Below are 19290 nucleotides of genomic sequence, written 5' to 3'. Positions count from 1 at the left end.
TCGTTCAATAAACCCGTGGGCCTTTTTCGATATTCCAAAAAACCGTGGTGCCCGGCACGCTCAGCACCCCCGAAAGGCGGGGGCTATAGGCCACCGGCACATGCCATTGGCCGATGGGCACATAAGGAACCGATTGATAGGCGCGGATCTGGATCTGATCGGCCAGGCTTTGGCGCTGCTTTGGGCTTTGCACATAAGGAAAGCGATCGATCATCGCCTGCAGCACAGGATCATCGGGCCAGCCGGGCCAGGCCTGATCGCCATTGGCCTGCAAGGGGATATTGCCAACCGGATCGGCAATATCATTGCCCGGCCAATAGGTAAGGCCGATATGCCAGCCCCCATTCTCGGGGGCGGCGCGATTGGTGCGGCGGCTGCTCATGGCGCCAAAATCCATGGCCTGCAGATCCACCGTCATGCCGATGGATTTCAGCGCTTCGCCCAGCACCAAAGTGGCGATATTCATGAATTGGATATCCGTGGGGTGCAAAATCACGATGGGGCGGCCATCATAGCCCGCCGCAGCCATCAGGGCTTTGGCTTTTTCACGATCATGGCCGATGCCGGGCGGCACTCCCGCTTGGGTGGATAAAGGCGATCCGCAGCCAAAAAAGCTGTGGCAGATTTCGGTGATATCGGGATTGCCGAACATGGCCTGCAGAAAATCCGCCTGATTGACCAGATAAAACAGCGCCTGGCGGGCGCGCGGATCATCAAAGGGCGGATGCAGATGGTTCATCCGCAACATGCCCTGGGTGCCCAGGGGATCGGTGCGCTCGATCCGCAGCCCCTCGCGGGCGAGCATGGGCAGAAATTCAGGGGCCGGATTTTCCACGAAATCGATCTCGCCACTGGCCAAGGCCAGCACCGCCGATTGCGGATCACGGATATTGAGCCATTCGATGGTACCCACCCGCGCGATTTTGCCCCCGGCCATGCCATTGGGGGATTCGGCGCGCGGGATATAGGCATCATTGCGGCGATAAACGACCTTGCTGCCGGGGATCCATTCTTCGGCGACGAACCGGTAAGGGCCTGATCCCATCACCTCATGCAAGGGTGTTGTGGCCGGGGTTTGCGCCAATCGGGCAGGCATGATCGCCGGGACCGGCCCGCCGGTTTTCGACAAGGCATGCAGCATCAACCCATAAGGCCGATCCAGCTGCCATAAAACCGTGCGCGCATCGATGGCCTCGAACGTTCGGGTGATGGCAAAGATCTGCCGCCCATAGGCATCGCGCGCCCCCCAACGCTTGAGGGACGCCACCACATCGCCCGCCGTAACGGGGCTGCCATCATGAAAGGCAAGGCCATCGCGCAGATGAAAGCGCCATAAAAGCCCATCATCGCTGACCGACCATGTATCGACCATTTGCGGCTGCGGGTTTTGATCCCGATCCCGGCCAAAAAGAAAATCATGGGTGAGAATACTGTGTCTTTGCACGATCCCGATGGTGGTGACCACCGGATCAATGGATTGCAGATCGGCATAGGGCACGACCCGCAGGACATCGCTGTCATCAATGGGGGTGCAGCCCCCCAGCATCAGGCTGCCGGCCCAGACCCCTGTCAGGCCGAAGCCTGACAGGATGGTGCGCCGGTTGGGATGGAAATCCATCTTAGAAGGCAACCGATGCGCCCAGAAAGAACTGGGTGCCAAAAGCATCGAAGGTGTCGGGGAAGGTATTGGCCCGGCGCTGATTGGCCCCCAAAAGCGGCGGACCATTATCCAGCACATTATTCGCCCCACCCCAAAGATTGATCCGCTCGCTCAGATCATAGGTGAATGACAGATCGAGATAATGTTCCGAGCCAAAGCGGGTGACGGCAGGGAGGACCGCCGGGGCCGCTTCACCCCGACGCAGGGGCAGATTGACGACATCGAGACCGGTGCCATCGATCCAGCGATGACGGGCCGAAAGACCGATCTTGCCGCTGGTCCATGTCACCCGCGAGGTGGTGCGGAATTCAGCCTTGGGCTCGCCGCAGGTGGGGCCGAAAAGGCCCAGGCAATCATCGACATTGTCTGGCAGATCGGCAATCGGGGTTTGTTTGAAACTGTCGGTCCAGGTGCCATTCAGCGAGACATCAAAGCTGCTGTCATGGCCAAACAGGCCCCAGTTTGCGGCAAGGCTGTAGGTGACCTGAAGATCCACCCCCGATGTTTCAAGACGGCCGATATTGGCATTGGCGGCATTCACCAGAAACGGGCTTTGGATGATGCCATTCTCGGGATTGCGGGCGATGGCCTGACAGGCCGGGCTGTTGATATCGCGGATCTGATTGAAGCACAGATCAAGGATATTGTTCACCCCACCGGCAAAGGGCGAAATGGCATCTTTCACCTCGATATCGAAATAATCGAGGCTGATGCGCAGGCCGGGGGCGAAATCGGGGGTGAGGATCGCCCCGAAGGTGATGGTATCGGACCGTTCTTCCTCCAGATCGGGATTGCCCCCAAACAGGCCCGGGATTTCAGGATTGGGCCGCACCGCTGCATTGCCCACCAGATTGGCGGGAACCCCGCTCGCAATGCACAGATCGCGCAAAGCGGCATCAGTGGCAGCGGCGGCGGTGGCGCAGGGATCAGTGGCATTGACCGGGAATTGCCGCTGACCGCCAAAGGCTTCCCCCACATTGGGGGCGCGGATGGCGCGCTGGAACTGGCCGCCAAAAGCGATCTGGCCATTCACCCGCCAATCCACCCCGCCCAGATAGGTCCAGACCGCGCCGACATTATCCAGATCATAATCGGAATAGCGAACGGCGCTGTTCAAATCGAGGGATTCAATAAGGGGGGCATCGCGCAGAATGGGGATACGGGCTTCGGCAAACAGCTCCCAGACCTCGATGGAGCCGGCGGTGGCGGTGATGGGGTTGAAGCCCGCGACATCGCCGATTTCCAGCAATCGATCGGGATTGAAATTGACCGAGCTCGACCGCCATTCCGCGCCGAATGAGGTGCGGACCACCCCGGCGGGCAGTTCAAAAAGATCGGCTGTGAGGTTGGCCGAGGCGACCTGCAATTCGGTGACATCGATATTCACCGAATCAACGGCAATGAAATCGATCCCCGCCTGGTTGATATTGGGGCCAAAAGGATTGACGATGGGCGCCCCATCCGGTCCGCCCGAGCCCGACAGCACGCCTTCGCGGAAGGCAGACAGCGAGACATTCCCGATTTGGGTCTGGGTGTTTTCCGTTCGTGCGAAGGAATAATAGAGGTCATAATCGATATTTTTCAGAACGCTGTCGCCGAGATCGGGAAGATCACCCCTCAATCCCACCACAACCCGCCACGCATCACGATTATCCTCATTGCGGCGCGGCCCCACTTCTGAAAGCCGCCGATTGGGGTTCAAAGCCACCAGACCATCATTGGCCGCTGCCCCGGCTTCAAAGGAATCAACGATCGACAAAACATTTCGCAGTTCAGGGCTCAGGAAGGGATTATCCACCTCGAAGGGCATGGACGCATTGATGAAGCTGGAAGCAAAGCCCACAGTGGTGCGATTATTGCTGAAATGGCCTTCCAGATAGCCGGTGGCATGATCGTTGAGATCATAATGGGCCATGCTGTTGATCGACCAGCGTTCCTGCGGCACTTGCAGGAAATTGTCGGCGGAATAATCAAACAGATCATCGGGTCTTGCGAAGGGGCGCACGGATTGGCCCTGATTGCCGGGAATGAAGCCATCGGCCCCCAGGCCCGATAGATTGGCAGCGGCCAGAGCCTCGGCCAATCCCGGCCTTGCCGCCAGCGCCGCATCCGTGAACGGAAGCCCCGAAAACCGGCCATTGGGAACGAAGGAACTGCCGCCCACGCCCAATTCCCGCTGGGCCTGTCCGGGGATGGTGACATCGCCCAGAACCCCATCGGAAAAGCTGCGTTCATCGGTCAGGATGGGGTCACGTTTGAAATAATTGACCGAAATCACCGCATTGCCCCGGCCATCGGCAAAATTGCCCCCGGCCGTAAGGGTGATGTCATTGGTGAAGCCATCGCCCCGGCTGTTGAGATTGCCCTGAGCGCGGGCTTCGATCCCCTCGAAATCATCCCGCAGGATGAAATTGACGACCCCGGCGATGGCATCCGAGCCATAAACCGCAGAAGAACCGCCCGTCACCACTTCGGTGCGTTCGATGAGGGCCGTGGGGATGGCGTTGATATTGGTGACCTGACTGCCATCGAAAAAGACGAACCGCCGACCATTGACCAGAACCAGATTGCGGGTGGCCCCAAGGCCCCGCAGATCAAGAGTTGCCGCCCCGGTGCCGGTGGCGCTGGCCAGCGAATTCGATGCGGCCGTGGTCGCGGGCACGAATTGCGGCATGGTATTGAGCAGATCTTCGGCATTGAGCGCGCCGGCGAGCTTGTAATTCTGCTCGGTCACGGCGGCAATGGGGACCGATGCGGAGCGCGCGGATCGTGCCAATCGCGAGCCGGTGACGACGATTTCCTCGATCACGGTTTCTTCGCCGGTTGTTTCATTGGCTTGGGTCTGGGCATAAACCGTGCCAGAGCCTGTGGCGCTTACAATTGCAATTGCAAGCGCTGATGCGGATGTTTTCAGCATGTCATCATGTCCCCTTGTGCTGGATGGCTGCTTTTTCCAGCCAATGCGCTGTTCTCACCTGATTAACTTTTCTGCTCCCCGCAGATCCGTTCCGGCAGGCTCATTATCCTGAGCCGGTCATTTGGTTAATTGTTATAGACATCTAACTGAGTTAACTCAATATCAGATCATATGAAAAAAACAACAATTCATGGGAAAATTAAAAATCATGGGATCATTTAAAATCGGGCGGTGGTTTAATGTCATAGGGAAATCACAGATCCATGCGTTATATGGGTGCTTTGGGCCTGCATTTCAGCCTGCCTTTGCTATAAATACAATATTATTAGTGAAACAGACGCAATAAAGATACTCAAGGCAAGGCACAATGGATCAGATCGAAGCATATTTATGGGCCACACCCAATTCCCGCCGGGTGACGATCCTGTTTGAGGAACTGGGTCTTTCCTATCATATCCATGCGGTGAATATTCGGACGGGCGCGCAGTTTGCTCCTGAAATTCTGGCGCTCAACCCTTATGGCAAGCTGCCGATCGTCACCTGGATAGAGCCGGAACAAAAAGCCGGACATGAAGCTGGCCAGCGCCATGTTTTATGGGAATCCGGGGCGATCCTGATCCGCTTTGCTGAACGGTTCGGGCGCTTTTTGCCAGATGATGCGATGGCGCGCGATGCGGTCATGCAATGGCTGATGGTCGCCCTCACATCGGTGGGGCCGATGTCGGGTCAAGCCCATCACTGGACAGAACTGGCCGATGAAAAGCCTTTGGCTGCGCTCCGGCATCATCAGGGCCTTGTGGCTCGGGTCTATCGGATGCTTGATGCTCATCTGGCGGATCGGCCCTATCTGGCAGCGGATTATTCGCTGGCGGATATCGCGGCTTATCCATGGATCGATGAAAGCGCATGGACGGGTTTGCGGCTCGCTGATTTTCCCCATCTTTTTGCCTGGCATCAGCGGATCGGCGCTCGTCCGGCAGTGCAACGGGCCATGCGCCTGCCCAAAGGGGCGCGCCTTGACTGATCCGGGATGGGGGCGCGGCTTTTTTTGCTGCTTCCGCTCGCCTTGCGGCTCACATGAAGCGTGCTCAGGGCTTTATCGTCTGCTGCTTCCGCTCGCCTTGCGGCTCACATGAAGCGTGCTCAGGGCTTTATTGTCTGCTGCTTCCGCTCGCCTTGCGGCTCACATGAAGCGTGCTCAAGGCTGTTTTGCGTCTTGCGTCCCGCGCCATAGCCCCTTATTCGCTATAAGGTGCTGTTTTTACCAAGCTGTCGAGAGGTGACATGACCATTTATCTGCATCATGGCGATGTGCCAGACGATATTGATTTCGGATCGTCCGTTGCCATCGATACCGAAACCATGGGGCTGAAGCCGCATCGGGATCGTTTGTGTTTGGTGCAGCTTTCGGCCGGTGATGGAACCGCGCATCTGGTGAAATTCGATGGTCGGGGCTATGATGCACCGCGGTTGAGCGCCCTTTTGGCGGATCAGGCGGTCACCAAGCTGTTTCATTTTGGCCGCTTTGATCTGGCGGTTTTATATCATGCCTTAGGGGTGATGGCGGGCCCGGTTTATTGCACGAAAATCGCATCAAGATTGATCCGCACCTATACGGATCGCCATGGGCTGAAAGACCTGTGCCGCGAGCTTTTGGGGGTCGAGATTTCAAAAATTCAGCAAAGCTCGGATTGGGGGGCGGCAGAATTGAACGAGGCGCAGCAGGCCTATGCGGCTTCGGATGTTTTGCATCTTCATGCCTTGCGCGCGGCGCTCGATCCCCTGTTGGAACGCGAAGGGCGGATGGAGATTGCCCGCGCCGCATTCACTTTTCTGCCTACCCGCGCCCGGATCGATCTTTTGGCCGGAGAGGATTATGATCTCTTTGCCCATTCATGATCAGTCTGGCCATGATCAGTCTGGCCATGATCAATCCGGCCATGATCAAGCTGGCCCAAAATCTGATGATCAGGCGGCTGATGGCCGACGGTCGCGGGGGCGGGGCGGTCGGCGCTTAAAGCCGGATGGGGTGCGCCCCTATCGCCCGATCACCGCCTATGATCGCTATGTGCGGCTGATGAAGCCGCTGCTGATCTTTGTGGCCGTGCTGAGCGCGGGATTAAGCTTTTTATGGCCGCTGTTTGTGGATGAAAAATCCTCCTTCGTGTTCAATCGCGAAACCATGCCGCGCGGGGATCAGGAAGTGCGGGTGGTGGGGGCCACCTATCGCGGGACCGATGAACAAAACCGCCTGTTTTTCATCAGCGCCCGGGAAGCTGTACAATCCAGCCCCGATGCACCCCGGGTCGCATTACAGGAATTGCGGGCCCAGATGACTTTGGAAGAAGGCCGCACTGCTGAAGTGGTGGCAGAAAGCGGGATCTATGATACCGCCTCCCAAAGCATCGAAGTGCCGGGCCTGATGCATCTGGAAACCAGCGATGGCTATCGTCTCGATAGTTTTGGGGCGCGTCTCGATCTGGAAAAAAAGATCATCAGCAGTGATCGCCCGGTCGAGGGCACAGGGCCCCTTGGCAGCTTGCGGGCGGATAGCTTCACCCTCGATATCGACAAGCGGATCATGAAATTGGATGGCAATATGCGCATGCGCACGGTGCCTGCGGCGCGCTCTGGTCAAAGTGCGACTGATGCGCCATCCTCAGCAGATCCATCATCGCCAGCCCCATCGTCACCAAATAGGAAGGATAACAGATGAACCATTGGCCTTCTTTGGCGCTTTGGGCGCCTATCGGGCGTGGCATGCGGGCCCCGGCTTTGCGTTTGGCCCCGGCTTTGAGTCTGGTTCTGTGTTTCACTCTGTTTTTCACTCTGGCCTCTGGGGCTGGCTCGGCAGCCATGGCGCAGGGCCTTTCGGCTTTGAAGGATCATGATATCGATCAGCCGATCGAATGGTCGGCGGATCGCTCGGAAATTCTCGGGCGCGAGGATGTCGCCCTTTTGATCGGCAATGTGAAGGTGGATCAGGGCTCCTTGAATCTGACATCTGATCGGATGCATGTGTTTTTCAAAAGCATCGATGGGCAAAATACCCCTGAAATGGAGCGGTTGGATGTAACCGGGAATGTTAAAATCACCAGCCCAAGCGAGGTGGCAACTGCGGAATGGGGGGTTTATGATATCCCCAATCGCACCATCACTTTGGGCGGTGGCGTGGTTTTGCTGCGGGGGGAAACCCGGCTGGCGGGCGAGCGGCTTCTGATCGATCTGGTATCGGGGGTGACCAAGCTTGATGGCGAAAATCAGCCGGGCGATGATTCCGGTGCCCGGGTGCGCGGGCGTTTTGTTTTACCGGAAAGGGGAAGTGAACGCGGGAATGAGGGGGAAAACAAGCCCGGGCCAGAGCCGCAAAAAGATGGGGCCAGTCGGTGAAATCTGGTGCTGAAATCTGGCGATAGCTGATCGAGCGCGCATTTTGGGCCCGTCTATGCAAGACATGCCTATGCAGGAAATGCGCCAGTTTTTACAGTTAAGCCTTTTTTCCGGGGTGCGGCTCATCATTTATTAAGCATATCCCAGACATGATCGTGATCTTATGACCTTGCAAGAGATGGATAAACTTTCACCTGAACACGCCAAAGACGCGGGTTCCGCCCTGCCGGAAAGTGGGCTGGTGGCGCGTGGGATTGGCAAAAGCTTTGGCGGTCGGCTGATTTTGCGGGATTTATCCCTGCATGTGCAGCGTGGCGAGGTGGTGGGCCTGCTTGGGCCCAATGGTGCCGGGAAAACCACCTGTTTTTATACGCTCGTGGGCCTTGTGGCCGGGGATCATGGTTCGATCATGCTGGATGGTCGCGATATTTCAAAGCTGCCGATGTATCGCCGCGCCCGCCTTGGGATCGGCTACCTGCCACAGGAAGCCTCGATTTTTCGGGGGATGACGGTCGAAGAAAATATCCTTGCGGTGCTGGAAGTGAACGAGCCTTCGCGCAAACGACGCGATCAAAAGCTTGAAGAATTGCTCGATGAATTTTCCATCGCTCATTTGCGGCATTCCCCTTCGCTCGCTCTTTCCGGGGGGGAGCGGCGGCGCTGTGAAATTGCCCGCGCTTTGGCGTCTGAGCCATCATTCGTTTTGCTTGATGAGCCTTTCGCCGGGATCGATCCTATTGCCATTGCCGATATTCGCTCGCTCACCGCGCATCTGAAGGATCGCGGGATCGGGGTTTTGATCACCGATCATAATGTGCGTGAAACTCTTGATATCATTGATCGCGCTTATATTATTCATGATGGCCGGGTGCTGATGGAAGGCAATGCCGAGGAAATATTGGCCAGCCCTGATGTGCGGCGTATTTATCTGGGGGAGGCTTTCAGTCTGTAGCTCATGGCCCTGACCCCGCGTCTCGATCTGCGACAAAGCCAGCAACTGGTGCTGACGCCTCAGCTTCAGCAGGCGATCAAGCTTTTGCAGATGGCCAATCTGGAATTATCCGGCTTTATCGAGCAGGAAATGGAACGCAATCCCCTGCTGGAACTGGCCACCCCCGAAATAAGTGGCGCGGGCGCGGGCAATGAGGGGGCGGACGCTGCGGACGGAGACACCCGGGCCGATTTGTCGGGCTATGATCGTGATGATGGGGTTTATGGTGCCGATGCGGGCTTGGCCGGAGATGGCGTGGTGGGGGCCAATGATGCGCCCCTTGATGCCGATTTTTCGCTCAATGTTTTTGATGATGCCCCCCATGATGCGGCCCTTCATGATGCCCCCCATGATGCGGCTGGCGGTTCGGGCCAGCTTGGGCTTTCGGGTGGCGGCCAGACGGGTTCGGGCGGCTCTATCGGCCATGATGATGGCTTTGAACAACGGACCAGCGCCGGGATCGATCTCAAAACCCATCTCACCGGCCAGATGCAGTTGCTTTTATCCGATCCAGCTGACCGGCTGATCGCTGCCGAATTGATCGATATGCTTGATGATGCGGGCTATCTGGTGGGGGATATCAGCGATCTTCCTGAAAGATTGGGTAGCAGCCCGGATGCGGTGGCGGATATTCTTGATCGTCTCAAAAGCCTTGAGCCCACAGGTGTTTTTTCCGGTGATCTGGCGGAATGCCTGCGCCTGCAATTGATCGAACGGGATCGCTATGATCCTGCCATGGCCGCTTTGCTCCAAAATCTGCCGCTTCTGGCGCGGCACGATCTGGCGGCTTTGAAACGCCTGTGCGCTGTGGATGATGAAGATCTGGCCGACATGATCGCCGAGATCAGGGAACTGGACCCCAAGCCGGGCCTGGCTTTTGGGAGTGAAGAGGCACAGCCGGTGGTGCCCGATGTGTTCATCAGGCGGACCCATGATGGCCAATGGACTGTGGAGCTTAATAGCGACACCTTGCCCCGGGTTCTGGTCAATCAGCATTATTTCACCCAGTTGAGCAGCCGAAAAGGCAGCAAGGATGATAAGCAGTTTCTTTCGGATTGTTTATCCAGCGCTCATTGGCTTGTGAAGGCGCTGGATCAGCGGGCGCGGACGATCCTCAAGGTTTCCACCGAGATTTTGCGGCAGCAGGAAGGCTTTTTCACCCATGGTGTCCGGCATCTGAAGCCGCTCACCCTGCGGGATATTGCCGAAATCATTGATATGCACGAAAGCACCGTGAGCCGGGTGACCTCTGGCAAATATATGGCGACGAATCGCGGGGTGTTTGAATTAAAATATTTTTTCACCTCGGCGATCCAGTCTTCGGAAGGTGGCGATGCCTATTCCTCGGAATCGGTGCGTGATCGCATCCGCCAATTGATCGATGCCGAAGATGCCAAAAAGATTTTATCCGATGATCGGCTGGTCGAAATCCTAAAGGCCGAAGGCATCGATATCGCCCGGCGAACGGTGGCAAAATACCGGGAATCCCTGCGTATTCCCTCCAGTGTGCAGCGTCGCCGGGAAAAGCGGATGAGCGCCTGATCCCGGCTTTTTTGATAAGCCATCGCCGCATTGTTTACAGAATTGATCGCGGATGTGATTGCAGCCCCCATGGGGGTTTGTGCTAATATGATCGGGTCGTCGCATTCTATGTCTCAACCACCAGCGACAGATGTTTCTTTGGTTCAATCAAACGGATGGAAAGGCTGACAGGATGCAGATCAATGTTTCCGGGCGGAAAATTAATGTTGGTGATGCACTGAAAACCTATATCGATGATCGCCTTGAGGCGATGGTCGAGAAATATTTCAGTCGCTCGATCGAAGCCCATGTCACCCTTTCGAAAACCGGGCCTTTTTTCCATGTCGATTGTTCCTTGCATGTGCGCCAGGGCATTCATATGCAAAGCAGCGCTGAAGCCGATGATGCCCATGCGGCTTTTGATCTGGCACTGGATAAACTGGAAAAGCAGTTGCGTCGGCATAAACGACGCCTTAAAGATCGCCATACATCCGGTCGCGCCGGGATGGAAGAAGAAGTGGCGCTGATCGCTCAGGCTTATGTTTTGCAGCCTGATGAAGAAGATGCCGATGATGCGGCAGATTTGAATGGCGCCCATGGTGATGGCGATGTGGCAGATGATCAGCCGGTGATCGTGGCGGAAACGCGCACCGAAATTCCCCATGTCTCGGTTGGGGATGCGGTGATGCTGATGGATTTGTCCGATCAGCCGGCTTTGATGTTTCGCAATCGCAAAAATGGCCAGTTCAATGTTGTGTATCGCAGGCCGGATGGCAATATCGGTTGGGTTGATCCCGCTGAAACGAAGATTTAAGGATGCGCAGGCCCTTTTTAGGGCTGCACTCAGTGTTCAGACACAGGTTGGAGCGGGATGGAAATCGACGATCTGATCGGGCCCGCAAGCATTTTGCCGGGGCTCAAATCCAGAAGCAAAAGGCAGGTTCTGCAAGATCTGTCTGCACATGCGGCCGAGCTTATCGGAATGCCGGAGCGAACTCTCTTCGACATTCTGACCGAGCGCGAGCGTTTGGGCACCACCGGTGTGGGCCAGGGCGTGGCGATTCCCCATGGGAAAGTGCCGAGTCTTGATAAGGTTTTTGGGCTGTTTGCGCGCACCAACGAGCCTATCGATTTTGAATCCATGGATGATCGGCCGGTCGATCTGTATTTTCTGCTGCTTGCCCCCGAAGGGGCAGGGGCCGATCATCTCAAGGCTTTGGCGCGGGTTTCGCGTTTGTTTCGGGATAAGGCCCTGTGTGAAAAATTGCGTGGGGCTGAGGGCGGCGATGCCCTTCATGCCCTGCTTTTGCGCAAGGCGGCGGCGGCCTGATCATCGGCTGTCCGATTTTTGGGCTGATGCGGGCTGATTAATTCTCGGCCGTTGATGGTTGGATCAAGGCCTGCCGTTCTTCCTTGAGATAGCTATTAAGCCCGGCCACGGCCTGTTCCAGCCTTTGCAGGCTGCTCTCGAGATTTTGGCTTGGCACATCATCGCTATTATTTTGGCCGGCATAAAGGGTGACGCGGGCCGTATCGGTGGTGCGCCACAGGGCGGAAAGCCGGCTTTCCACTTGGCTCAAGCGTGAAAGCGCAAGTTGGGCCGTGCGATAGCTCATGCCTTGTAATTGTGTATTCTCTTCAATCGTTAACGCTTGTTTGGCCTCTTCATATTGGCGGCGATTTTTGGCAGCGTCCTCGAGCAGGGCCTCAAGGCGGGTCGGCAGTTCAGCAAGCACGGCCTTGGCTTCAAGGGGGCTTTGGTTTTGGCTGAAAGGCGAAGGCGGTGGCATCGCAACGGCGGGCAGCAGGGTCACCTCGCTGGCGGGGGGATCCCCTGCTAGCGGTGGCCATGATCCCTCATTGGCAGAGCAGCCAGCCACAAAGAGCATGGCCATGAACGGGATGCTGCTTTTCGTGGTGCTTATATGTTTGAAGCTTTTGGCGATGGTTATGATGCGCATGCGGATATCCCCTGATGAAAAGCGGCCATATCCTTATCGTGCCACAGAACTGTGATTTCTGTGAATAAAGGGCTTGCCAGCCTTCATGGATGTTTATATGGTCCGCCACCTCACCGCAATGCTGTGCGGCTGAAAATTGATGATGATCACGCGCTCGTAGCTCAGCTGGATAGAGCACCAGACTACGAATCTGGGGGTCGGGAGTTCGAATCTCTCCGAGCGCGCCATTTTCCCCCTCCTATAAAATAATTCCCTTGGCGCTTGTCAGCAGCTTTTGTTGGCATCGGCTTTTCATCCGCGCTTGCGGATAAAGTCATTTTATCATCGAACGCGGATATTGCCTTTTTATCCGCGATCGCGTATATTCAACGGTGGAGGAACACCATGCCAATACGCGATCCCCAACAGCTCGGCGCAGCGCTTCAACGGGAGCGAAAGCGTCAGGGCCTGACCCAGACACAGCTCGCCGAAAAAGCCGGACTGCGCCAGCAGACGATTTCAGCCGTTGAGGGTGGCAAGCCGCGCTCCGAGCTTCAGGTTATCTTCGAGATCATGGCCGCCCTTGGCCTTGAGGTGGCGCTCAGTCCGCGCGACGGCAAAACCACGCCGAGCCTTGAGGACTTGTTCTGATGGGCCGGAGGCGCAAATCCGGCGTGCTCACTGTCGCGCTGAACGGGCGCGTTGTAGGCAGGCTTGCGCGCGCCGCCGATGGTGCGACGCGCTTCGGCTACGTCCAGGACTGGCTCGATTGGGAGTATGCGATCCCGGTCTCCCGCTCCATGCCGCTGGTGGACCGCCCCTTTACCGGCCTCGCCGTTAGGGCGGTCTTCGACAATCTGCTTCCAGACGATGATCGCATCCGGGCACGGATCGCGGCAAGAGTGGGCGCGGACGGGACAGATGCCTTCTCAATGCTCGCCGCGCTTGGCCGCGATTGCGTCGGCGCGCTTCAATTCCTGCCCGAAGACATGCCGCCTGCGCGGCCCGGCCCGCCGGAAGGCGAGCCCATAACCGCAGAGGCAATCGCCGAGCGCATTCGCTTGCTCAGCGTCGCGCCTCTTGGCATGCGTGGCGGCGATGATAGCTTTCGGGTTTCGCTGGCGGGCGCACAGGACAAAACCGCCCTTCTTTATCATGGGGGCAAGTGGATGGTGCCGACCGGCACCACCCCGACCACCCATATCCTGAAGCCCCAGATCGGGAGGGTCCAAACCCCCGATGGTGAGGTGGACCTCTCCGAAAGCGTGCAGAACGAGCATGTCTCTATGGCGCTTTGCCGTGCCCTTGGGCTGGCCGTGGCCCCGACTGAAATCCTTCAGCTTGACGATGATCTTCTTGTTCTCAGCATTGAGCGCTTTGATCGCCGCCTTGACGGCAAAGGGCGTCTCCTGCGGCTTCCTCAGGAAGATCTATGTCAGGCGCTCGGCATCCTGCCGACCGGCAAATATGAAAGCGACGGCGGCCCCGGCATCGAAAACTGCATCGCCCTCCTGAAATCGAGCGATCACCCGGACGCCGACCGGCGCGCGTTCATGAAGGCGCAGATCATCTTTTGGCTGATCGGTGCGACCGACGGCCACGCGAAGAATTTTTCCCTGTTTCTGGGACCGCAGGGGCGCTTCAGGCTGACACCGCTCTACGACATTCTGTCCACCCAGTGGCAGCATGATCGCCGCCAGATACCCCGCAAGGCATTCCGGCTTGCCATGGCGATCGGCAACAAGCGCAGATACAAGGTGACGGAAATTGCACCACGCCATTTTGCGCAGACCGCAAAGCGCGCAGGCTTCCCGCTCGACGTGTTGCATGAGGTGATGGGCGAGATCGTGAGCGCGCTGCCACGCGCCTCAGAAGCCCTGACAGCTCAACTGGACGCCCGCGTGCCAGCCGCCATGGCAGAGGCTATCATGACTGGCGCAAGCACGAGAGCGAAGCAGATCGAAGCGTATTTGAATGGCTGATACCAGCCATGCTCGTTGTATGAGGTTGGTGTGATGCCTGAACAAAGCGGCGGTGATACCGTTTCCATGGCAGTGGCTTTTACGCATGGCTCATAAGCTCTCCGCCATGTGAACGCTAGGGCTGCGACCCAAGGAGAGTATGGAGCGATTGCCGTTCATCGGTCGTCAACTGCTCATTCCGTTCGAGATACCAGAGCACCGAATTTCCCATGCTATCCACCGCCCCGCTATCGGCACCCGCTTCCAACAACAATTCGTTCATATTTTCTAGCCGTTTGTCTTCAGTGTGTCGGAACCCGCCCTGTGGATCGCATGCTCCAACCGTAACCAGAGCTGGCACACCCGCCCCCGGAGAAAGAGGCATTTTGATCTCGCGCTCATCCTTGCTTATATTGCGCGGGGGTAAGGCCATTTTGCGCCTTGAAAGCACGTGTGAAGCTGCGAAAATCTGCGTAATCCAGTAAGTCTGCGATCTCGGCAAGATCATAACCCTGCCGCAGCAGGATTTTTGCCCTGTCATTGAGCGCCCGCTGTTTCAGGCCGCGAAAATCCACACCCTCATCCGCAAGTCTGCGGCGCAGGGTTGCAACGCTCATTCCCAGCGCACGCGCGATCAGGGATTGCTCGCTGATGCCATGTTCAAATTGTGCGCAAACCCGGTCGGCTATCGACATCCGCGTCGGCTGTTTCGGGCCACGCGCTTCGATCAGATCGACGATCTTGCGATAGACGGCATTTTCCGCAGGCAATCCGGTCGGACTGCCCGTCACAGATAGGCTGGCAGCAGAAACATCATAGCTCAGGGCATAGGTGCGCGCGTTCCATCGGATCGGAACACCAAGAAATTCCAGATGCGCTCGGTGCCCCTCGGGGCGTGGACGCCGCGTCCAGACCTTGCGCAGCTTGCCGTCCAACGCGTCGCCAGCGAGCAGCATGAGCGTGCAGTGCAGGAAAACCAGCACGCATTCCAGAAAGATATGGATATAGCCCTGTTCATCCTGCCGCATATAGGGAAAGCCGCGATCATCGATCAGATAGGTGATGCTGTCGGCATCTTCGCGCACGCCATTATAATGGCCGCCATGCAGCATGTTATAGGCCTGTGCCACTCGCTTCATCGCGGCGCGCAGTTCACCTTCGCCTGCCGCGCCCGACCAGACGAAATGCGTTGATCCCGGCATCAGCGAGCGCTGCGACAGCCTGCAGGTTTCGTCCCCGATTTCCAGCGATACCTGTTCCAGAACACGGAAATAATCAGCCAGATTGATCTCGTCTTCTGGCCCGGCATGCTCCAGATTTTGGGGCAGGCCCAGATCACGCATGATCCGCGCGACAATATCGCCCGATGCCGCTGTCATGATAGAGAGCGATTTCAGCGTCATGATCGGCACGGCATAACCACCGTCGAAGCCTAAGGTTCGGGCCATCTGATCCTCCCTTGCTGACGTAGTTTCGACGACATGAGCGAAATTGTACACCCTGTTTGATCCGGGCTGTCCTCGTCGCCGCCATATCCACCGGTTTATGATGTGTTTAATCACAGACGACCCTTCCGAGGGTCGCGCACATGAATGAGGGGAGGATGATATGAGATGCAGCCCGGCGCAAGGCCATCTGGGCCACTGTGTTTTATCCGTGACGGGGTTGGCCTGCGCTGCCATTGCGCTTTTCCCGGTGATGGCTCAGGCGCAGGAGCAGGCGCAGGCGCAGGCGCAGGCGGATTTTTCTGCGCGGCAGCCGGTTCTTGAGGAAATCATTGTCACAGCACGGCGGCGGTCGGAAACGCTGCAGGAAGTGCCCGGGGCGGTTTCTGCTTTTTCGGAAAATCTGATCGGAAATTTGCAGGCTGATGATCTTAGCGGTCTGCAATATGCCGTGCCCAATCTGTATCTGGAAGAAGGCGATGCATCGAATGCCGTTATCTTTCTGCGCGGTGTGGGGCAGAATGATTCCCTTGCCTTCGTCGAATCGGGTGTCGCCGTTTATGTGGATGATGTGTTCATTTCCCGAACGCAGGCCGCTTTCCTGGATTTGTTCGATGTGGAACGGGTGGAGGTTTTGCGTGGCCCCCAGGGCACGCTTTATGGCCGCAATTCGCCCGGTGGCGCCATCAAGTTCATCTCTAGCGCCCCGCCAGATGCTTTTGAGGCGGATTTCGAGATTGGCGGCGGCCGTTTCGAATTTCTGACCCTGAAGGGACGGGTTGGCGGCCCTATCATCAAGGACAAGCTGCATGCCAAGCTGGCGGTTGCACTGACCAATCATGATGGCATCAACCGCAACAGTTTTACCGGAAAACGTGATGGTGATACCGAATCCCTTGCCTGGCGCGGGGCGCTGACCTTCACGCCTAATGATGACCTGACCGTGACCCTGACGGCCGATGGCAAGCTGGATCGCCCCGATACATCGAAAAGCCCCATCCGCGAAACGCCGTTGCTGGCCTTTCCAGATGCCTTCAATGCACCGAGCGAAGGGGTGATTCTGCCGCCGAATGATGATCCCTTCGTGGTTGAGACCAATGCCAATGGGTTGAATGATCTGACCAGCTTTGGCTTTACCTTGAAAGCCGACTGGCAGATTTCCGAAAGCTGGTCTTTAGAATCGATTTCGGCTTATCGGGACATGGATTTCGATCTGGTGCTGGATACCGATGGCTCGCCCCTGCCGGTGCTGGATGTGTCATTGTTTCAAGATCAGTGGCAGGTCAGTCAGGAGTTTCGGGCCAGCTATGATAATGGCAGGGGCTTTACCTTCACCGGCGGCGTTTTTTACTTCCATGATTCTGATCTCACCTTGTCGGGCTTTGATGCGCAGGCAGGGGCGCTGCCGGCTTTCGGATTGCCGCTGGCCCTGTTTGCCCCCAATAGCCAGCTCGCCGATACCGATCAGCGGACCGATTCCATCGCCGTATTTGGCCATTCCACCATCGATCTGAGCGACAGCCTCAGTTTGGAACTGGGATTGCGCTATACCTATGATGAAAAAAGCTCCCGCAGACGGTTCGAGCTGTTTGCGCCCGATATTCGGGTGGCGCAGGATTTTCCGCCTTTCCTTGCAGGCGTTGGTACGCCGCTCAACACCATTTCGGGCAAGGAGGATTGGGATGCGCTGACACCGAAGATCGCCTTGTCCTATGCGCCAAGGGATGGGCTGCTTACTTACGCTTCAGTTTCACGCGGCTTCAAAAGCGGTGGATTTGACGGGCGGGGTTCCACGGAATTTGAATTTCAGCCTTTCTCCCCGGAAAAGGTTTGGACCTTCGAGGGGGGTGTGAAATCAAGCTGGCTGGAAAATCGGCTGGCTATGAACGCCACCTATTTTTACAGCCGTTATCGCGATTTGCAGGTCACGTCTTTCGGGCGGGATGCCGAGACCGGCTTTTTCCAGAGTCTGTTCAGCAACGCAGCCGCAGCTCGTATTCAGGGCGTGGAGTTTGAGCTTGCAGCTCGGCCCTTGGATCGGCTTTCCATCAATGCCACGGTTGGCTTTCTGGATGCCGAATATAAAGAGTTCATCACATTGGTGAATGGTGTGCCGGAAGATGTCAGTGATCGTGACCTGATCAACTCACCGAAATGGAATGCCAGTTTGGGGGCAACATGGGAACAGCCGGTTGGCAATGGCCTGCTCGGCGTTTTTCATCTGGATGCCGCCTATCGCGGTGATGTGGCTAATGAAATCACCGATTCACCGACGCTGCGTCAGGACGAATATATTCTGCTCAATGCCTTTATTTCGGTGAAAACCGATGACGACAGATGGGAACTGCGCGCGGGCGGCAAGAATATCACCGGTCGGGAAATCCGCGTGCAGGGCTTTAATCTGGCGGAATTTCCGGGCGTGGAAACAGCATTTTTCAGCAATCGCCGGAGCTGGGATCTGCGGCTGTTTTATCACTTTTAGGGGCCAATAGATGACTTTGGATGATGATGCCGCGGCTTTTTTGCGGGAAATGAACGCGGCAGCGGCGGATGGGCCGAGCTTTGCCGAGCTTGGTATCGTGGCCGCGCGCGAGATGAGCCATGCTTTGTTTACCGGTTTGGTGTCGTCCAGGGTGCCAGCCTGTCAGAGTGAGGATCTGTCCCTGATGGGGCGCGATGGGCCGATCGGCGCCCGCTTTTATCGGCCTGCCGGTCCTGTGGCAACCGAGCGGGCGATTCCACTCGTCGTGTTTTTTCATGGTGGCGGCTGGGCGATGGGTGATCTTGACAGCTATCATGAACTGGCTGGTGATCTGTGCGACCGCAGCGGCGTTGCGCTGCTTTCGGTGGATTATCGCCTTGCGCCGGAGCACCCTTTTCCCGCCGGGCTTCATGATTGTATCGATAGCCTGCGTTGGGTGGTGCGCCATGCATCAATGCTTGGTATCGACCCGGCCCGGCTTGGGGTGATGGGCGATAGCGCCGGTGGCAATCTTGCCGCTGTGGTGGCGCATCGGCTGCATGGCGGTGGCGAATTGGCGCTCAGGGCGCAATATCTGATCTATCCAATGCTGGATATCAGCCGCCCGCATGAGGCCTATCCATCGCGCATGGATTGGGGCGGCGGCGGCTATCTTCTGGATCGGGATGCCATCGATACCACAGCGGATTGGTATGTGCCCGATGCCACCATCAACCGCGCCGATCCGGCTCTTTCTCCCCTTTTTATCGAGGATGTTTCTGTTCTTCCGCCCACTTTTCTGATCGCTGCCGGGCATGATCCTTTGCGTTCCGAGAATGAAATTTTCGTCGCGCGCCTCAAACATGCCGGGGTGAAGACCCATGATCGCTGCTTTGAGGGGGCGATCCATGCCTTCCTGTCCTTCCATCAATTCAGGGCGGCCCAAGCTGCCCGTAACTGGCTGGGAGCGGCGATGGCGCACTTGATCGATGATGAATTTTAGG

At 57.2% G+C, this 19290-nt stretch carries 17 protein-coding genes and 1 tRNA gene; 13 read left to right on the top strand and 5 right to left on the bottom strand.

The features are described from left to right. Nucleotides 1-4: 4 nt before the first annotated feature. Both AQ1_RS02950 and AQ1_RS02945 read right to left on the bottom strand, forming a co-directional pair. Nucleotides 5-1618 carry an ABC transporter substrate-binding protein gene (locus AQ1_RS02950; protein ID WP_052370854.1) on the bottom strand — a complete coding sequence of 538 codons (1614 nt, stop codon included), beginning with the start codon at nt 1616-1618 and terminating at the stop codon, nt 5-7. 1 nt (nt 1619) lies between these two features. After that, nucleotides 1620-4577 carry a TonB-dependent receptor domain-containing protein gene (locus AQ1_RS02945; RefSeq protein WP_052370852.1) on the bottom strand — a complete coding sequence of 986 codons (2958 nt, stop codon included), beginning with the start codon at nt 4575-4577 and terminating at the stop codon, nt 1620-1622. 367 nt (nt 4578-4944) lie between these two features. On the opposite strand from AQ1_RS02945, the gene AQ1_RS02940 reads away from it, so the two are divergent. From AQ1_RS02940 to AQ1_RS02905, 8 genes are all read left to right on the top strand, one after another. Then, a complete protein-coding gene (locus AQ1_RS02940; protein WP_042084019.1) occupies nt 4945-5601 on the top strand; it encodes a glutathione S-transferase family protein in 657 nt (218 codons plus the stop codon). A 260-nt stretch (nt 5602-5861) separates the two neighbouring features. Then, the gene (locus AQ1_RS02935) at nt 5862-6476 is read left to right on the top strand and encodes a ribonuclease D (protein ID WP_042084017.1); all 615 of its coding nucleotides are present in this window, start codon (nt 5862-5864) and stop codon (nt 6474-6476) included. Further along, nucleotides 6454-7293 carry an LPS export ABC transporter periplasmic protein LptC gene (lptC, locus tag AQ1_RS02930; protein WP_150007267.1) on the top strand — a complete coding sequence of 280 codons (840 nt, stop codon included), beginning with the start codon at nt 6454-6456 and terminating at the stop codon, nt 7291-7293. Before AQ1_RS02935 ends, lptC begins: the two co-directional genes overlap by 23 nt. Next, nucleotides 7290-7967, top strand: a complete 678-nt coding sequence (locus tag AQ1_RS02925) for an LptA/OstA family protein (protein ID WP_052370849.1) — start codon at nt 7290-7292, stop codon at nt 7965-7967. The genes lptC and AQ1_RS02925 overlap by 4 nt, the downstream gene beginning before the upstream one ends. 178 nt (nt 7968-8145) lie before the next feature. Beyond that, complete coding sequence (gene lptB, locus AQ1_RS02920; protein ID WP_042084181.1) at nt 8146-8919, top strand: LPS export ABC transporter ATP-binding protein; 774 nt, start codon at nt 8146-8148, stop codon at nt 8917-8919. A gap of 3 nt (nt 8920-8922) precedes the next feature. Further along, nucleotides 8923-10500 carry an RNA polymerase factor sigma-54 gene (gene rpoN / locus AQ1_RS02915; RefSeq protein WP_042084011.1) on the top strand — a complete coding sequence of 526 codons (1578 nt, stop codon included), beginning with the start codon at nt 8923-8925 and terminating at the stop codon, nt 10498-10500. Nucleotides 10501-10672: 172 nt separating this feature from the next. Further along, on the top strand, nt 10673-11293 hold the full coding sequence (hpf, locus tag AQ1_RS02910; RefSeq protein ID WP_042084180.1) for a ribosome hibernation-promoting factor, HPF/YfiA family: 621 nt from the start codon (nt 10673-10675) through the stop codon (nt 11291-11293). A 57-nt stretch (nt 11294-11350) separates the two neighbouring features. After that, the gene (locus AQ1_RS02905; RefSeq protein WP_042084008.1) at nt 11351-11809 is read left to right on the top strand and encodes a PTS sugar transporter subunit IIA; all 459 of its coding nucleotides are present in this window, start codon (nt 11351-11353) and stop codon (nt 11807-11809) included. 37 nt (nt 11810-11846) lie between these two features. Here AQ1_RS02905 and AQ1_RS02900 read toward each other — a convergent pair whose 3' ends face one another. After that, nucleotides 11847-12440 carry a hypothetical protein gene (locus tag AQ1_RS02900; RefSeq protein WP_150007269.1) on the bottom strand — a complete coding sequence of 198 codons (594 nt, stop codon included), beginning with the start codon at nt 12438-12440 and terminating at the stop codon, nt 11847-11849. 150 nt (nt 12441-12590) lie between these two features. On the opposite strand from AQ1_RS02900, the gene AQ1_RS02895 reads away from it, so the two are divergent. The 3 genes from AQ1_RS02895 (at nt 12591) to AQ1_RS02885 (ending at nt 14401) form a co-directional block, all read left to right on the top strand. Next, a tRNA-Arg gene (locus tag AQ1_RS02895) sits at nt 12591-12667 on the top strand. 34 nt (nt 12668-12701) lie between these two features. Beyond that, entirely contained in the window at nt 12702-13070 is a 369-nt protein-coding gene (locus AQ1_RS02890; RefSeq protein ID WP_052370846.1) for a helix-turn-helix domain-containing protein, read from the top strand. Further along, a complete protein-coding gene (locus AQ1_RS02885) occupies nt 13070-14401 on the top strand; it encodes a type II toxin-antitoxin system HipA family toxin (RefSeq protein WP_042084004.1) in 1332 nt (443 codons plus the stop codon). Before AQ1_RS02890 ends, AQ1_RS02885 begins: the two co-directional genes overlap by 1 nt. Nucleotides 14402-14516: 115 nt before the next feature. On the opposite strand, the gene AQ1_RS15260 is transcribed toward AQ1_RS02885, so the two are convergent. Both AQ1_RS15260 and AQ1_RS14820 read right to left on the bottom strand, forming a co-directional pair. Continuing rightward, nucleotides 14517-14663, bottom strand: a complete 147-nt coding sequence (locus tag AQ1_RS15260; protein WP_161760392.1) for a hypothetical protein — start codon at nt 14661-14663, stop codon at nt 14517-14519. A 115-nt stretch (nt 14664-14778) separates the two neighbouring features. Continuing rightward, a complete protein-coding gene (locus AQ1_RS14820; protein WP_042083999.1) occupies nt 14779-15828 on the bottom strand; it encodes an AraC family transcriptional regulator in 1050 nt (349 codons plus the stop codon). 160 nt (nt 15829-15988) lie between these two features. On the opposite strand from AQ1_RS14820, the gene AQ1_RS02870 reads away from it, so the two are divergent. Further along, on the top strand, nt 15989-18307 hold the full coding sequence (locus tag AQ1_RS02870) for a TonB-dependent receptor (protein WP_052370844.1): 2319 nt from the start codon (nt 15989-15991) through the stop codon (nt 18305-18307). A gap of 10 nt (nt 18308-18317) precedes the next feature. Continuing rightward, the gene (locus AQ1_RS02865; RefSeq protein WP_042083995.1) at nt 18318-19289 is read left to right on the top strand and encodes an alpha/beta hydrolase; all 972 of its coding nucleotides are present in this window, start codon (nt 18318-18320) and stop codon (nt 19287-19289) included. The last annotated feature ends 1 nt before the right edge of the window (nt 19290 follow it).

The organism is Iodidimonas nitroreducens (assembly GCA_000710935.1).
Lineage (GTDB): Bacteria > Pseudomonadota > Alphaproteobacteria > Sphingomonadales > Rhodothalassiaceae > Iodidimonas > Iodidimonas nitroreducens.
This window is presented reverse-complemented; position numbering and strand designations above follow the sequence as displayed.

Bases quoted from the DNA above. Each gene is read 5' to 3' on its own strand.
- AQ1_RS02950 (WP_052370854.1), bottom strand. From the start codon at position 1,618: ATGGATTTCCATCCCAACCGGCGCACCATCCTGTCAGGCTTCGGCCTG.
- AQ1_RS02945 (WP_052370852.1), bottom strand. From the start codon at position 4,577: ATGCTGAAAACATCCGCATCAGCGCTTGCAATTGCAATTGTAAGCGCC.
- AQ1_RS02940 (WP_042084019.1), top strand. From the start codon at position 4,945: ATGGATCAGATCGAAGCATATTTATGGGCCACACCCAATTCCCGCCGG.
- AQ1_RS02935 (WP_042084017.1), top strand. From the start codon at position 5,862: ATGACCATTTATCTGCATCATGGCGATGTGCCAGACGATATTGATTTC.
- lptC (WP_150007267.1), top strand. From the start codon at position 6,454: ATGATCTCTTTGCCCATTCATGATCAGTCTGGCCATGATCAGTCTGGC.
- AQ1_RS02925 (WP_052370849.1), top strand. From the start codon at position 7,290: ATGAACCATTGGCCTTCTTTGGCGCTTTGGGCGCCTATCGGGCGTGGC.
- lptB (WP_042084181.1), top strand. From the start codon at position 8,146: ATGGATAAACTTTCACCTGAACACGCCAAAGACGCGGGTTCCGCCCTG.
- rpoN (WP_042084011.1), top strand. From the start codon at position 8,923: ATGGCCCTGACCCCGCGTCTCGATCTGCGACAAAGCCAGCAACTGGTG.
- hpf (WP_042084180.1), top strand. From the start codon at position 10,673: ATGCAGATCAATGTTTCCGGGCGGAAAATTAATGTTGGTGATGCACTG.
- AQ1_RS02905 (WP_042084008.1), top strand. From the start codon at position 11,351: ATGGAAATCGACGATCTGATCGGGCCCGCAAGCATTTTGCCGGGGCTC.
- AQ1_RS02900 (WP_150007269.1), bottom strand. From the start codon at position 12,440: ATGCGCATCATAACCATCGCCAAAAGCTTCAAACATATAAGCACCACG.
- AQ1_RS02885 (WP_042084004.1), top strand. From the start codon at position 13,070: ATGGGCCGGAGGCGCAAATCCGGCGTGCTCACTGTCGCGCTGAACGGG.
- AQ1_RS15260 (WP_161760392.1), bottom strand. From the start codon at position 14,663: ATGAACGAATTGTTGTTGGAAGCGGGTGCCGATAGCGGGGCGGTGGAT.
- AQ1_RS14820 (WP_042083999.1), bottom strand. From the start codon at position 15,828: ATGGCCCGAACCTTAGGCTTCGACGGTGGTTATGCCGTGCCGATCATG.
- AQ1_RS02870 (WP_052370844.1), top strand. From the start codon at position 15,989: ATGAGATGCAGCCCGGCGCAAGGCCATCTGGGCCACTGTGTTTTATCC.
- AQ1_RS02865 (WP_042083995.1), top strand. From the start codon at position 18,318: ATGACTTTGGATGATGATGCCGCGGCTTTTTTGCGGGAAATGAACGCG.